Genomic DNA, 14,621 nt, shown 5'->3' with positions numbered 1-14,621 from the left:
CATCAGCCGCGTTGAAAACGTGATCCAGTCTGGATAAGTGGTATCGTTTACACAAGCTGAATATTCTTATTTAAAGGCGAAGTGGCACATTGCGCACATAAAAAGTGGGTTTAAATGGTAACGTTTACATTTTATGGGAAACAACGCCGGGGTGACGGCGTTGATAAGGTCAAACGCTGTCCTGCCGGTAGCGATAACCGCCTTCGGGCTGCGCCACAAAATGCAGCCGGTGAGTAATACATTGGGGGGCATCTTCCGCATGGTGGGACACGAACAGCAACTGGGTTCGTCCTTCACCAATTAAGATATCGACAAAACGTCGCACTAACTGACGATTAAGCGGATCTAATCCCTGTAACGGTTCATCAAGTATTAACAGGGTAGGATGTTTAACCAGCGCCCGGGCGATTAACACCAGCCGTTGTTGTCCCCAGGATAAACCGTGGAAGGGCATATCGCCCATCGCTGAATCCATACCCAGCAGCGCCAGCCACTGACGCGCCAGGGCCATTTGTCGATCGGAGACGGCCTGATAAAGCCCAATAGAGTCAAAAAAGCCGGATAAAATCACGGTGCGCACGTTGGCGCTCACCCGGTAATCAAGATGCAGGCTGCTGCTGACATAGCCAATATGTTGTTTGATATCCCAGATGGTTTCCCCACTGCCGCGGCGAAGGCCGAACAGAGTTAAATCATTGCTGTAGCCCTGCGGATGATCGCCGGTGACCAGGCTGAGCAATGTCGATTTGCCCGCGCCGTTTGGCCCAATAATATGCCAGTGCTCACCAGCATTAACCTGCCAGTTAAGCCCGTCAATGATGCGCTGGTCGTTATAGGACACCACGCCGTTACGCAGGATGACCCGTGGCGCATTATCGGCCAGCTGGGGAAGTGCATCCGCGACATCGGCCTCTGGCAGTGCCATCCCGTCCAACTGCTCACTGCGTGCCAGCTGTGCGACCAGCGCCTGCGCCAGAATCGCCTCGCGCGGCCCGACGTGCGTCAGGCTGCATTCGGCCAGCACGCCAACCTGGTCAACATAATCCGGAATATCGTCAAAGCGGTTAAGCACCAGCACCAGGGTAAAATCTGCCTGCTGCAGGTTATTCAGGGTGGCTGTCAGGTTGGCGCGTGAATCCACATCCAGACCGTCAAAAGGCTCATCCAGGATCAGCAGGTCAGGCTGCTTCATTAACGCCTGGCACAGCAACGTTTTACGCGTTTCACCCGTTGACAGGTATTTAAAACGGCGGTTAAGCAGGCCGGTGATACCAAACTGCGCCGCCAGGTGTTCACAGCGCGTCCTGTCTTTGACCTCATCCTGAATGATTTCAGCCGTGGTACGGCCGGTGTCATCCTCACCCTCACTCAGCAGATCGGTATTATTTCGTTGCCATTCATCGGCGACCAGCTGTTGAAGTTGCTCCAGAGACAGGCGGCTGGGACGCTGGAAATCACGCGTAACCTCACCTGACAGCGGCAGTAGCTCACCTGACAGGGCGCGGGCCAGCGACGATTTGCCGCTGCCGTTGGCCCCAACAAAGGCCCAGCGTTCACCGCGTTGCAGATGAACATCGGCCAGAGACAGCACCCGGGTATCATTAAGATGAAATATGCCTTGCGAAATTTGCAATGAAGCCATGATTCGTTCCATTTTTTGCAGCGTTAACCGTTGTTTTAGCCACTGCATCGGATGAAGTCAAACCAGGATAACACATCAACGCAACGAGGCGACGATGGCATGGCTGGCGCTGAAGCTGGCGATCACGGCGTTGCCGGGCTGCCACTGCCGCCGTTCGATTTCACCGTTATCCAGCGTGGCGCACAGCGTTTCACCGCCCGGCAGGCGCATCAGGACTTCACTGACCTGCTCGCCACGCTCGATAGCGCTTATCGTGGCGGCAAGCTGATTCTCCGCCTGAGTGGGTTGAGTATGAAGGCTGATCCAGGGGGCTTTGATCAGCACCAGCACCTCTTTACCGCTCTTAAGCTGCAGGCGTTCCGCACTGCGCTCGGTGAGGGCGACCTTGAGCCGGGTTAGGCCGTCGGAGAGCAGAATGGTCAGGTGCTGCACAACGTGCTGTGCGTCGTTGTCTGTTACCGTGCCAAACAGTTGATTACGCGCGCTGGTTTGCAACGAGGCGCGGGCAATAGCGGCCAGCAGGCTGTCCAGCGGCAGGCTATCCTGCTGCAAAGCATCAAAGGCATGTTGCTGAATCTTTTCCATCAAACCAAACAGCTGAACCAGGCGCTCGCCATAGCGGGTTAACTGCGCACCACCGCCGCCTTTTCCGCCGGTTGCGCGCGCCACGATTTCCTGTTCAGCCAGCTGGTTCATCTCGTTGATGGCATCCCAGGCGCTCTTGTAACTGATGCCCGCCAGTTTCGCCCCCTGGCTGATCGAACCGGTTTGCTGCACGCGTTTTAGCAGTTCAATGCGGCGTGGATCGGCAAACAGTTTTTGCTGCAGGCGGATATGAAGGGTGAGTTCGGCTTGCATGGTGGCTCCGGCAAAGGGTGATCGCGTTATCGGGCAGATGATAGCGAGCTTTCCGTCTCAAAGTAAAAGCACGAAAAGGACTGCGCAAAATTTTACTGAGCCGTTACAATCCCATCTTTATACGCAAAGTGGGACTTTCCATGCTGGAACTTATTAAAAGCCTCGCCGTGGCGGTGATCATGGTACCTGTGGTTATGGCAATCATGTTAGGCCTGATTTACGGCCTGGGTGAAGTGTTCAACCTCATCTCTAAAACGGGTCGCCGCGACGATAACAAGACCCGCTCTCAGCATTAATTCTCCTGCAACGTCCGCCTCAGCGCGGACGTTGTGGTTTTTACCCCACATCACGTCTCCTCTCCGCTTTTGCTAATTTGGTCATGGTGTCAGATAATGCGTTGTATTATCCGATATATAACGATCACTGGAGAGAAATCATGCGTTTCGCATTTTATCGTTTGAGTATGGCGGCAGTATTGACGGTTTCCCTGAGCAGCCAGGCGCTGGCCGCCGAAAAAGTGACTGTTTTTGCCGCGGCCTCATTAACCAACGCGCTGGAAGAGATAGCCGCACAGTACAAAAAAGCGCACGGCACGGAGGTGGTGTCATCTTTTGCTTCTTCTTCTGTGCTGGCACGTCAGATTGAGCAGGGCGCGCCAGCCGATCTGTTTATCTCAGCCGATCAGCAGTGGATGGACGATGCCGTTGCCAAAAAAAGTATGATCGACACCAGCCGTTATACGCTGCTGGGTAATGACCTGGTGCTGATTGCACCGCGCAGCGACGGTGCCAAACCGGTGACGATTAACGATAACACCAACTGGAAAAGCCTGCTGAAAGGTGAACGCCTGGCCGTGGGCGACCCTGATCATGTACCGGCCGGCATCTATGCCAAAGAGGCGCTGCAGAAACTGGGTGCCTGGTCTTCCCTGTCCCCGGCACTGGCGCGCGCCAATAATGTGCGTGCCGCACTGGCACTGGTCGAGCGTAATGAAACCCCGTACGGCATTGTTTACGGCTCAGATGCCGTGGCCAGTAAAAAAGTCCAGGTGGTGGGCACCTTTCCGGAAGACAGTCACAAACCGGTCGAATATCCTGTGGCGATTGTTAAAGATCGCGACAACGCGGCCGTTAAGGCTTTCTATAACTACCTGAAAGGGCCGGAAGCGGCCGCAGTGTTCAAACAATACGGATTCACGCCTAAAAAATGATACTCAGCGATGTTGAATGGCAGGCGGTCATGCTCAGTCTGCAGGTGTCAGGCATAGCCGTGCTGTGCAGTCTGCCATTCGGTATCCTGATGGCATGGGTGCTGGTACGTTGCCGCTTCCCCGGCAAAGCCATCCTCGACAGTGTGATCCACTTACCCCTGGTGCTGCCACCGGTGGTGGTGGGTTATCTGTTGCTGATAGGTCTGGGCCGACGCGGTATCATCGGTGAAAAACTGTATGACTGGTTTGGCTTTAGCTTCGCGTTCAGCTGGCGTGGAGCGGCGCTGGCCTCGGCGGTGATTGCCTTTCCACTCATGGTGCGGGCCATTCGTCTGGCACTGGAGGCGGTGGATATCCGGCTGGAGCAGGCGGCGCGGACGTTAGGTGCCGGGCGCTGGCGGGTTTTTTTTACTATTACGCTGCCCTTAACCCTGCCCGGTATCATCGTCGGTACGGTGCTGGCCTTTGCCCGTTCCCTTGGCGAGTTTGGTGCCACTATCACCTTTGTGTCTAACATTCCTGGCGAAACCCGCACGATTCCCCTGGCCATGTATACGCTGATTGAAACACCGGGTGCCGAAGGCGCCGCCGCACGTCTGTGCGTGATCGCGATCGTTCTGGCGCTGGCCTCGTTACTGATTTCTGAATGGCTGGCGCAGTGGGGCCGGAAACGGATGGGCTCCTGATGCTGACGCTTAACTTTGCTCAACGGCTGGGCGAGCACCAGCTTGAGATTGACGTGACGATTCCCGCCACTGGCATCACCGCGATATTCGGCGTATCCGGTGCGGGCAAGACCTCATTGATTAATGCCATCGGCGGCTTAACCCGGCCCCAGCGTGGACGCATTCAGCTCAATGACCGGATACTGTTCGATGCAGAACAGCAGGTCGCCTTGCCGCCGGAAAAGCGCAACATTGGTTATGTTTTTCAGGACGCACGGCTGTTTCCGCACTACAGCGTGCGGGGCAATTTACGCTACGGCCTCTCGACCAGTATGAAAAGCCAGTTCGATTCGCTGGTGGCGCTATTAGGCCTTAACTCCTTACTGAACCGTTTCCCGCTGTCGCTCTCGGGCGGAGAAAAGCAGCGCGTTGCCATCGGACGCGCCTTGCTCAGCGCACCCGACATCCTGCTCATGGATGAACCGCTGGCGTCACTGGATGTGCCGCGTAAGCGTGAGCTGATGCCTTACCTGCAGACGCTGGCGAAGCAGGTCGATATTCCCGTATTGTATGTTTCCCATAGCCTGGAGGAGATACTGCAGTTGGCGGATAACGTGCTGGTGCTGGATGAGGGAAAGGTAAAAGCCTTTGGTCCCCTGGAACGCGTCTGGAGCAGCAGCGCGATGCGGCCATGGCTGCCCGCAAGCGATCTGACCAGTGTGCTGCGGGTGCAGGTACTGGAGCATCATCCGGACTATCCTATGTCGGCGCTGTCTCTGGGCGATCAACATATCTGGGTCAGCCGGGTCAATTTGCCGGTTAAATCGCCGTTGCGGATACGCATTGCCTCGGCGGATGTTTCACTGACGCTGCAGCCCGCACAAAACAGCTCCATCCGAAATGTGCTGCCTGCGCAGGTCGTCGAGCTTATTGAGGTAGGCGATCAGGTTGAAGTGAAGCTGCGTATTGGCATCAGTGAGCTGTGGGCGCGTATCTCGCCCTGGGCGCGCGACGAGCTTAATATCCGGCCCCAACAGTGGCTGTATGCGCAGATTAAAAGCGTGTCGGTCACGACCTGAGGTGCCCGGTGGTATGTTGTCCCACCGGGTCAGACATCATGACAGGACGTGCTGATAAAGCGTGTCGGCGATACCGGTTTCAAGGTTGGTGCCAGTCACCATTTTTGCCCGCGACTTGATGACGTCGTCCGCATTGCCCATTGCCACGCCCAGCCCGACGTTTTCCAGCATGCTCAGGTCGTTGTAGTTATCGCCAAACGCAATCACGTCATCCATTGTCAGCCCCACAGACTCGACCCACTGCGCCAGACGCTTCCCTTTGCTGTTGCCGCCGCGCGCAACGTCAACCTGATCGTGCCATGACCACTCGCAGGCCAGCCCCAGTTCGGCTTCTGCGCGCTGGGCAAACTGCTGCAGTTCTGCGGTGTTCTCGTGGGAAAGGGCAAACTTCCAGATCGACTGCGCCTCTTTGGCGGCCTGCGCCAGGCTGTCCACCTGGGTAAATACGGGGCGCTGGTGCGGCGGGAGCGACTCACTCCACTTCAGCGTGCGAATCACATGACCGGTCGGGGTTTGATACAGCATCGCATCGTCCACATACAGCAGGCCGTGAATCTGATGTTCGTCCAGCATCTCAATCACGCGTAGCGCAACCTGCGCATCCAGCGGGTCAGAAGCCAGCACTCTTTTGGCCGGATAGTCATACAGATAGGTGCCATTACAGCAGATGGCGGGCGTATCCAGATTTAAGGCCTGATAGAAAGGATGAATGGCGCAGTGGTGACGTCCGGTCACGATAATCACCTTGACGCCAGCCTTGCGCGCTTGCGTAATCGCTTCCACGGATTGTGGCAGAATGGTTTTCGTCGGAGTCAACAGCGTGCCGTCAAGGTCGAGGGCGATTACACGATAGCTCATTAATCCTCTCATCGGAATGGGTTAGCAGAGCAGCAAGTCTACACCCGACCAGGGTACGGAAACAAAAATCAGGGCACAAATCATTCCTGCGAGACAGAAAAAAACGCGCTACAGTGACCTGCAGAACAACATGAGTCAGCGAAAAAGGAGAATACATGAAGCAAGTTGTCTACACCGCCAGTCCTGAGAGTCAACAAATCCATGTCTGGCAGTTGAATGAAGATGGCACCTTGACGCTACTACAGGTTACGGACGTTGCGGGTCAGGTTCAGCCTATGGTGGTGAGTCCGAAAAAAGATTTCTTGTATGTAGGCGTGCGTCCCGACTTCCGCGTACTGGCGTTTCGCATCGCCCCGGACGGCACGCTGACCGAAGCCGGACAGGCACCGCTGCCGGGAAGCCCGACCCATATCTCCACCGACCATGCTGGCCGGTTCCTGTTTTGTGGTTCCTATAACGATGCGTGCGTCAGTATCAGCCCAATAGGCGAAGACGGCGTGCCACAGGCACCGAGCCAGGTGATTAACGGTCTGGCGGGATGCCACTCCGCCAATATCGACAATGCCGATCGCACGCTGTACGTACCTGCGCTGAAGCAGGATCGCATCTGCCTGTTTGATCTTGGCGCTGATGGTCAGTTAACCCCGCATGCACAAGAGCAGGTCACGACGGCGGAAGGGGCCGGGCCGCGGCACATGGCGTTTCATGCCAACGGACAGTACGCCTACAGCGTCAATGAGCTCAACAGCACGGTCGAGGTCTGGGCGCTGAACAATGCGCATGGCAAGGTCGAGTCGGTGCAAACGCTGGATATCATGCCGCCAGATTTTACCGGTACCCGTTGGGCTGCGGATATTCATCTGACGCCAGATGGCCGTTTCCTGTATGCCTGCGATCGCACCAGCAGCATGTTAACGGTATTCAGCATCAGCGAAGACGGCGCCGTTCTGACGCGGGAAGGGTTCCAGCCTACGGAAACCCAGCCGCGCGGGTTCAATATCGATCATACGGGTCAGTACCTGGTGGCGGCAGGGCAGAAGTCGCACCACATTGAGGTGTATAACATTACCCCGCCACAGGGATTACTGAAGCCGGTAGGCCGTTACGCCGTTGGACAGGGTCCAATGTGGGTGGTGGTTCATCAACTGGCAGGGTAACGTTCAGGATGGCCGCTTCCGGTAAGACGTTTAACCGGAAGCGGCATTGTCAGGCGACGATCAGACGTAATGAACAGTTAACGCTGCGCTGGCTAACACGTGAAAGTGCACGTTAAACCCAACCATCGCGCCGCTGGCACCCTCATCAACCTCGATTTTATCCACATCCAGCGCATGAACGCTGAAGATATAACGATGGGTTTCACCGGCGGGTGGTGCCGCGCCGCCGTAGCCGGCCTGGCCAAAATCGGTGCGTGTCTGCAGCGCGCCGGCTGGCAGCGCGGCTTTACCGGAACCCGCTCCCTGCGGCAGCGATGTCGTGTCGGCCGGAATATTCGCCACCACCCAGTGCCACCAGCCTGAGCCTGTAGGCGCATCCGGATCGAAGCAGGTGATCACAAAACTTTTGGTGCCCTCTGGCGCGTCTTCCCAGGCCAGGTGGGGGGAAAGATTATCGCCCTGATAACCCATTCCGTTAAAAACGTGTTTTTCCGGCATTTTGTCGCCGTCATGTAAATCCTGGCTGTAAACTCGCATCACATCTCCTTGCGTTAATGGTCACTGCCTTTTCATCTTAACCAAAAGCCGGTTTACGTCCAGCCGTTGAAACATTAAGAAAGAAAGTGTGTCGGCTTCTCAAGCGCCGCACCTATCGCATTGACCAGCGTATGCAGCGCCTCAGGCGTGATGATATAAGGTGGCATCAGATAAATCAGGCGACCAAAGGGCCGAATCCAGACGCCCTGGCTGACAAAAAATTGCTGTAAGGCTGCCATGTTGACCGGGCGATGGGTTTCCACAACGCCGATGGCTCCCAGCACGCGAACATCGGCCACTTCGGGGGCGTGGCGCAGGGGCAGCAGCGAGTCACGTAGCTGACGTTCTATTGCGGCAACCTGATGACGCCAGTCGCCTTCCTGCACTATCGCCAGGCTTTCTGTTGCGACGGCACAGGCCAGCGGGTTCGCCATAAAGGTGGGGCCGTGCATAAAACAGCCCGCCGGACTGTGACTGATGGTATCAGCCACCTCCCGCGTCGTGAGGGTGGCGGCCAGGCTCATGGTGCCGCCGGTCAGGGCTTTTCCGACACACATCATATCCGGCGTAATCGCCGCATGTTCGCAGGCAAACAGCTTACCGGTGCGGCCGAAGCCGGTGGCGATTTCATCGGCGATCAGCAGGATGCCATAGCGGTCACAGCACTCGCGCACGACCTGCAAATAGCGCGGATGATAAAACCGCATCCCACCTGCGCCCTGAACCACGGGTTCCAGAATCACCGCCGCCAACTGGCTCTGATGTTGCTGGATCAGCCGGACAAAATCCTCAGCATCGCGCGCCTCCCACTCATCATCAAACCCGCACTGCGGTGCTTCAGCGAAATGGTGCTCGGGCAGGTAGCCGCGCCACAGGCTGTGCATGGAATTATCCGGATCGCATACCGACATCGCGGCAAAAGTATCGCCGTGATAACCCCGTTTGAGCGTCAGAAACTGCTGACGCGTTTCTCCTCGCCCCAGCCAGTATTGCAGCGCCATCTTCATCGCCACTTCGACGGCAACGGAGCCGGAATCCGCCAGAAACACGCACTCCAGCGCGTCTGGCGTCATGGTGACTAACTGGCGGCAAAGGGCCACGGCGGCAGGATGGGTAATGCCGCCGAACATCACATGGGACATCTGCGCCATCTGCTGTTGCAGCGCCCGATTCAGGCGCGGATGGTTATAGCCATGTATCGCCGCCCACCACGACGACATCCCGTCCACCAGCTCGCGACCATCTGCCAGTTGCAGATGGTAATCCCGAGCCGCAACAACCGGATAGCAGGGCAGTGGCTGCGCCATTGAGGTATAGGGATGCCAGATATGCTGGCGATCAAATTCAGCGTCCTGTGGAGTAAACATTGGAGTTGTAAACCAAAATAAAAAGATTTAGTTTACAAGTATAACCACGTTAACTGTCGGGATGACACCTTTTTTGGAGTATGTAATGTCACAACGTTGGACTATAGCCCAGGCGCAGGCGCTGTTCGATCGGCCTTTTCTTGAACTGATGTTTGAGGCACAGCAGGTGCATCGCCAGCACTTCGATCCCCGTCAGGTTCAGGTCAGCACGCTGCTGTCGATCAAAACCGGGGCCTGCCCTGAAGACTGCAAATATTGCCCGCAAAGCGCCCGTTACAAGACCGGTCTGGAATCGGAGCGCCTGATGGAAGTGGATGAGGTACTGCGTTCCGCGCAAAAGGCCAAAGCTGCCGGTTCGAGCCGCTTCTGCATGGGTGCCGCGTGGAAAAACCCCAGTGACCGCGATATGCCTTACCTGGAAAAAATGGTGGAAGGCGTTAAAGCGATGGGCATGGAAACCTGTATGACGCTTGGCACGCTGAGCGACAGCCAGGCCCAGCGTTTAGGTAGTGCCGGACTCGATTTCTACAACCACAACCTGGATACCTCGCCGGAGTTTTACGGCAATATCATTACCACACGTAGCTATCAGGAACGCCTGGATACGCTGGGTAAAGTGCGCCAGGCGGGCATTAAAGTCTGTTCTGGCGGGATTGTGGGCCTGGGTGAAACGGTGAACGACCGCGCGGGCCTGCTGGTGCAACTGGCGAACCTGCCTACGCCGCCGGAAAGCGTGCCGATCAACATGCTGGTGAAGGTCAAAGGCACTCCGCTGGCAGAGAATGATGACGTTGAGCCGTTCGACTTTATCCGCACCATCGCCGTCGCCCGTATCATGATGCCGACCTCGCATGTTCGCCTGTCGGCGGGCCGTGAGCAGATGAGCGAACAGACCCAGGCGATGTGCTTTATGGCAGGTGCGAACTCCATTTTCTACGGATGCAAACTGCTGACCACGCCGAACCCGGAAGAAGATAAAGATATGCTGTTGTTCCGCAAGCTGGGGCTGAATCCTGAACATACCCAGACTGACAACGGCGACAATGCACAACAGCAGCAGTTAACGGAGCAACTGCTTCACGCCGACACAGAAAAATTCTATAACGCGGCGCTGTAATGAGCTGGCAGCAACGCATGCAGCAGGCGCTGACGCAGCGCCGGGCTGAAGATGGCTGGCGTGAACGGCGGGTGATTGAGGAGAACCAAACGCGCCTGATCCGCCATGCCGGTCAGATGTATCGCCACTTTTCCAGTAACGACTATCTTGGACTGAGCCAGCATCCTGCCGTGATCGCGGGCTGGCAACAGGGCGTGGCGCAGGCGGGTGCTGGCGCGGGCGCATCAAGCCATGTCACCGGCTATCATCGCCTCCATGCTGAGCTGGAAGCCCAACTGGCGGACTGGCTGGGCTATCCGCGCGCACTGCTGTTTATTTCGGGCTTTGCGGCCAACCAGGCGGTCATTCACCTGTTAGCCGAGAAAAATGACCGCATCCTGGCCGATAAACTCACTCATGCTTCGCTGCTGGAGGCCGCCAGCCTCAGCCCGGCGCAGCTGCGCCGTTTTGCACATAACGATCCACATAGCCTGGCTGCCCGGCTGGATGCGCCCTGCGAGGGGCAAACGCTGGTGGTCACCGAAGGCATTTTCAGTATGGATGGCGATAGCGCGCCCTTACAGGCGATTGCTGCTCAGGCGAAACAGGCCCGCGCGGGGTTGCTGGTCGATGATGCGCACGGTATTGGTATCACCGGCGAACAGGGGCGGGGCAGCTGTTGGGCGCAGGGCATCAAACCTGACCTGCTGGTGGTGACCTTTGGCAAAGCCTTCGGTGTCAGTGGCGCCGCGTTGTTGTGTGATGAGGCTACCGCCGATTATTTTCTGCAATTTTCCCGCCATCTGATTTACTCCACCGCGATGCCGCCGGCCCAGGCCAGCGCGCTGTTAGCCGCGCTTAAACAGGTGCAGGCGGGCGATGAATATCGCCAACGTCTAGCTCACAACATCGCCCATTTTCGTCACGGGGCGGCCTCATTGCCCTGGGCGCTTATGGATTCGTCCAGCGCGATTCAGCCGTTGATCGTTGGCGATAACGGGCAGGCGCTGGCGCTGTCTGCGCGCTTAGCCCGTGCGGGCTGTTGGGTCAGTGCGATCCGTCCACCAACGGTGCCACCGGGGACAGCGCGTTTACGTATTACGCTGACGGCCGCCCATCAGCCAGACGATATTGATGTCTTACTGGAGGCGCTGCATGACGCTGCAGGTTGATAAACGCGCCGTTGCCAGAGCCTTTGGTCGCGCGGCCTCCCAGTATGATCACCATGCCGAACTCCAACGGTTGAGCGGTGATGCACTGCTGGCGTGGGCCCCCGCGCGCACTGGCCTGCAGGTGCTGGATGCCGGTTGTGGGACCGGCTGGTACAGCCGGATATGGCACGAGCGGGGCAAACAGGTCACCGCGTTGGACCTGTCGGCGCAGATGTTGCACCAGGCCCGGCAAAATGGCGTCGCACATCACTATCTGGCAGGGGATATCGATGCGCTGCCGTTGGCAAACCAGTGCGTTGACCTGGTATGGAGCAACCTGGTGGTGCAATGGAGCGAAGATTTGCAGGGGGCGCTAACGCAGTTTAACCGGGTACTAAAGCCTGGCGGCTGTTTGCTTTTTTCCACCCTGAGCGCGGGCTCTCTGCACGAAGTCCATCAGGCCTGGTCGCACCTGGATGGCAGCCTGCACGCTAATCGCTTCCTGCCCGCGCAGGAGATTGCCGCCGCCTGTGAAACTCAGCATCTGCACTGCCATGCACAAACCTTTATCTTGCATTTCCCCGATGCCCTCAGCGCGATGCGCTCTCTGAAGGGCATCGGGGCAACCCATTTGCATAGCGGGCGATCCGCCTGTTTGTTGACGGGTCAACGTCTTGCTCAACTCGAAGCCCACTGGCCCCGGGATGAGCAGGGTTTTCGCCTCAGTTACCATGTGATGTTTGGAGTGACGAAATCATGAAACGCTGGTTTGTGACCGGCACCGACACCGAAGTCGGTAAAACGGTGGCCAGTGCGGCGCTGCTGCAGGCTGCCACGGCTGCAGGTTATCGTTGTGCAGGCTATAAACCTGTTGCCTCGGGCTGTGAGTTAACTGCGTCAGGCGTGCGTAACAGCGATGCGCTGGCGTTACAGCGTTACAGCAACGTCGCGCTGCGCTACGAGCAGGTGAATCCGCTGGCGTTTATGGAGCCAACCTCGCCGCATATCGTCAGCGCGGATGAGGGCAGACCGATTGAGTTTGCCACCCTGTCGGCGGGGCTGCGTGAACTTGAGCCGCTGGCCGAGTGGATTCTGGTCGAGGGAGCAGGCGGCTGGTACACGCCGCTTTCTGAGACGCAAACCTATGCAGACTGGGTAGAGGCGGAGCAACTGCCGGTGATTTTGGTGGTGGGCGTTAAGCTGGGATGTATTAATCATGCCATGCTGACGGCCGATGCTGTCCGCGCGCGCGGTCTGCGACTGGCGGGCTGGATCGCCAATACGGTACAGCCGCCCGGTCGGCGCTATCAGGAATACCTCACGGCCTTAACACAGCGCCTTCCGGCACCTTGTCTGGGTGTGATTCCCTGGTTAACGGATGAGGGCCAGCAGGCTGACTGTGGTCAGTACCTGACGCTGCCTGGCGAATCAGGCCACGGTTAACCATTTATCCAGGGTACCGTCATCCAGCTGGGTGACGTTGCCCTGAGCCACATTGCGGCCGCGATGCAGCAGTAAAAAGTTGTCAGCCACGCGGCGAATCAATGAAACCCGCTGTTCAAGCAGCAAAATCGTCAGGCCATAGTCGCGGTTCAGGCGACGAATCAGATTCCCCATCTCTTCTTCCAGCCAGGGTGCCATACCGTCGGCAGGCTCATCCAGAATCAGCAGGCGCGGCTGTAAGACCAGCGCACGGGCCAGCGCCAGTTGCTGCTGCTGATAGACGGGCAAATCGCCGCTACGCTGTTGACGCAACGAATAAAGCGCCGGCAGCAGGTCGAATATCATTTCCGGGATAGCCCGATAGCCGTCACGCGGTTGTGCGCCTGCCAGTAAAGCGATGAGTAAATTATCCTCGACGCTCATCTGAGTAAAAATATGTCGCCCCTGCGGAACATAGCCAATGCCCTGACGGGCGCGCAGCTCTGCAGGCTGGGACAACAGGTCCTCAGGCGGCGAACCATCCTGCTGCCAGCTAATGGTCCCGCTGTTTATAGGCAGCTTCCCCATAATGCAGTTGACCAGGGTGGTTTTCCCCATGCCTGGCCGTCCCAGTATGCCGGTGCAGGTGCCGGGAGGCAGGTCCAGATCCACATTCCAGAGAATATGATTTTTACCGTAAAACTGATTCACCGACCGTAAACTTAACATCTGACGCGCTCCTTCCAGATAATTAACCTGAATGCTTTCGCCGTTCATCTCTGGTAAATCGCTCTAATGAGATAGCGGGATCTTCAACACCGCTATTGCCTGTACTACGCTGGTAAAACGTTATGCAATTCCCAGGCCAGAGTCATTATTGCCCCCTGTGGCTGGCTTAACCTGCGGAAATACCATCATTTAAAGATAAAGAAAAATGAACAATGCCAGCCTTAGCTTAAGGCGCGGTGCAACGGCGGTGCAGGCGAAAGGCGTGATGAAGTGCGTCTGCTCGCTAATGGGGCAGGTGCCAGACCACAAAAAATAAAAAAAAGAAAAGGGGTTGTCGCAGATCAAGGCGAGTGCCGCTGCGGTAGCTCAATCCTGCCAGTTAGTGTCAGAAATTAAGCGAAAAAAAAATTTTTTTTAGGGCCGCCATGACGACGAAAAAAATTATACACAGCTGATGTGCAAAGGGCTGTCATCAGTTATCCACTATTCCTGTGGATAACCTTGTGCATTAGATAATGAAAACAGGTTAGAAGCGAGGAAATACGGGGCCTGGTAACTGGATGATGAGAATCTGGGCTTTTTAAAGTAGCGGCTATAAATCAATGGGTTATCAAAAAACAAGCCTGCCGGATTGGTGCCGATTCATCAAACTGCAATTTTATGACACATGCTTGACAAATGTTAAATCAGGGCCTGGCTTGGGGATAACCTGGCGCAACAAAAACAGCCGACAGCAAGGGATAAAGCCAAAGAGTCAAGCGGAAAGTGATGTCCGTTACTGTGCATCATTACTGTTATTATATCCAGTATTTTTTTCTGGCAAAATCGGCATAGCAGAGTAAAATAATGG

General features: G+C 56.6%; 15 protein-coding genes. 9 read left to right on the top strand and 6 right to left on the bottom strand.

All coding sequences use genetic code 11. From position 1 onward, the window contains the following. Positions 1 to 169: 169 nt before the first annotated feature. Both modF and modE read right to left on the bottom strand, forming a co-directional pair. On the bottom strand, positions 170 to 1,642 hold the full coding sequence (modF, locus tag QNH99_RS15515) for a molybdate ABC transporter ATP-binding protein ModF (protein ID WP_096012143.1): 1,473 nt from the start codon (positions 1,640 to 1,642) through the stop codon (positions 170 to 172). 75 nt (positions 1,643 to 1,717) lie between these two features. Further along, positions 1,718 to 2,500, bottom strand: coding sequence for a molybdenum-dependent transcriptional regulator (gene modE / locus QNH99_RS15510; protein ID WP_410516893.1), 783 nt, complete (start codon positions 2,498 to 2,500; stop codon positions 1,718 to 1,720). 140 nt (positions 2,501 to 2,640) lie between these two features. Between modE and QNH99_RS15505 the strand changes: the two genes are divergently transcribed. The 4 genes from QNH99_RS15505 (at position 2,641) to modC (ending at position 5,454) form a co-directional block, all read left to right on the top strand. Then, complete coding sequence (locus QNH99_RS15505) at positions 2,641 to 2,796, top strand: AcrZ family multidrug efflux pump-associated protein (protein ID WP_074181002.1); 156 nt, start codon at positions 2,641 to 2,643, stop codon at positions 2,794 to 2,796. A gap of 140 nt (positions 2,797 to 2,936) precedes the next feature. After that, a complete protein-coding gene (gene modA, locus QNH99_RS15500; protein ID WP_181377131.1) occupies positions 2,937 to 3,710 on the top strand; it encodes a molybdate ABC transporter substrate-binding protein in 774 nt (257 codons plus the stop codon). Next, positions 3,707 to 4,396, top strand: coding sequence for a molybdate ABC transporter permease subunit (gene modB, locus QNH99_RS15495; protein WP_063878820.1), 690 nt, complete (start codon positions 3,707 to 3,709; stop codon positions 4,394 to 4,396). The genes modA and modB overlap by 4 nt, the downstream gene beginning before the upstream one ends. Beyond that, the gene (gene modC / locus QNH99_RS15490) at positions 4,396 to 5,454 is read left to right on the top strand and encodes a molybdenum ABC transporter ATP-binding protein ModC (protein WP_410516892.1); all 1,059 of its coding nucleotides are present in this window, start codon (positions 4,396 to 4,398) and stop codon (positions 5,452 to 5,454) included. Before modB ends, modC begins: the two co-directional genes overlap by 1 nt. A 36-nt stretch (positions 5,455 to 5,490) precedes the next feature. Here modC and QNH99_RS15485 read toward each other — a convergent pair whose 3' ends face one another. Next, on the bottom strand, positions 5,491 to 6,312 hold the full coding sequence (locus QNH99_RS15485; RefSeq protein ID WP_283355908.1) for a pyridoxal phosphatase: 822 nt from the start codon (positions 6,310 to 6,312) through the stop codon (positions 5,491 to 5,493). 155 nt (positions 6,313 to 6,467) lie between these two features. On the opposite strand from QNH99_RS15485, the gene pgl reads away from it, so the two are divergent. Beyond that, positions 6,468 to 7,469, top strand: coding sequence for a 6-phosphogluconolactonase (gene pgl, locus QNH99_RS15480; RefSeq protein WP_109717184.1), 1,002 nt, complete (start codon positions 6,468 to 6,470; stop codon positions 7,467 to 7,469). Between the two features lie 60 nt (positions 7,470 to 7,529). Here the strand turns inward: pgl and QNH99_RS15475 are convergent, their stop codons facing one another. Beyond that, the gene (locus tag QNH99_RS15475; RefSeq protein WP_145395030.1) at positions 7,530 to 8,006 is read right to left on the bottom strand and encodes a kinase inhibitor; all 477 of its coding nucleotides are present in this window, start codon (positions 8,004 to 8,006) and stop codon (positions 7,530 to 7,532) included. A 74-nt stretch (positions 8,007 to 8,080) separates the two neighbouring features. Next, the gene (gene bioA, locus QNH99_RS15470) at positions 8,081 to 9,373 is read right to left on the bottom strand and encodes an adenosylmethionine--8-amino-7-oxononanoate transaminase (RefSeq protein ID WP_410516891.1); all 1,293 of its coding nucleotides are present in this window, start codon (positions 9,371 to 9,373) and stop codon (positions 8,081 to 8,083) included. A gap of 85 nt (positions 9,374 to 9,458) precedes the next feature. Between bioA and bioB the strand changes: the two genes are divergently transcribed. From bioB to bioD, 4 genes are read left to right on the top strand one after another with little or no spacing between them, the layout of a single operon-like run. Continuing rightward, entirely contained in the window at positions 9,459 to 10,490 is a 1,032-nt protein-coding gene (bioB, locus tag QNH99_RS15465; RefSeq protein ID WP_063878826.1) for a biotin synthase BioB, read from the top strand. Next, a complete protein-coding gene (gene bioF / locus QNH99_RS15460) occupies positions 10,490 to 11,641 on the top strand; it encodes an 8-amino-7-oxononanoate synthase (RefSeq protein ID WP_410516890.1) in 1,152 nt (383 codons plus the stop codon). Before bioB ends, bioF begins: the two co-directional genes overlap by 1 nt. Then, complete coding sequence (bioC, locus tag QNH99_RS15455; protein WP_410516889.1) at positions 11,625 to 12,380, top strand: malonyl-ACP O-methyltransferase BioC; 756 nt, start codon at positions 11,625 to 11,627, stop codon at positions 12,378 to 12,380. The genes bioF and bioC overlap by 17 nt, the downstream gene beginning before the upstream one ends. After that, positions 12,377 to 13,063 (top strand): dethiobiotin synthase, encoded by a 687-nt coding sequence (gene bioD / locus QNH99_RS15450; RefSeq protein ID WP_410516888.1) that lies wholly within the window; start codon positions 12,377 to 12,379, stop codon positions 13,061 to 13,063. Before bioC ends, bioD begins: the two co-directional genes overlap by 4 nt. Here the strand turns inward: bioD and QNH99_RS15445 are convergent. Further along, entirely contained in the window at positions 13,049 to 13,771 is a 723-nt protein-coding gene (locus tag QNH99_RS15445) for an ABC transporter ATP-binding protein (RefSeq protein ID WP_096012522.1), read from the bottom strand. The two genes, bioD and QNH99_RS15445, sit on opposite strands and share 15 nt — an antisense overlap. Positions 13,772 to 14,621 lie beyond the last annotated feature (850 nt).

Origin of the sequence: Pantoea allii (assembly GCF_046529425.1) — a bacterium.
Classification (GTDB): Bacteria; Pseudomonadota; Gammaproteobacteria; order Enterobacterales; family Enterobacteriaceae; genus Pantoea; species Pantoea allii.
This window is presented reverse-complemented; position numbering and strand designations above follow the sequence as displayed.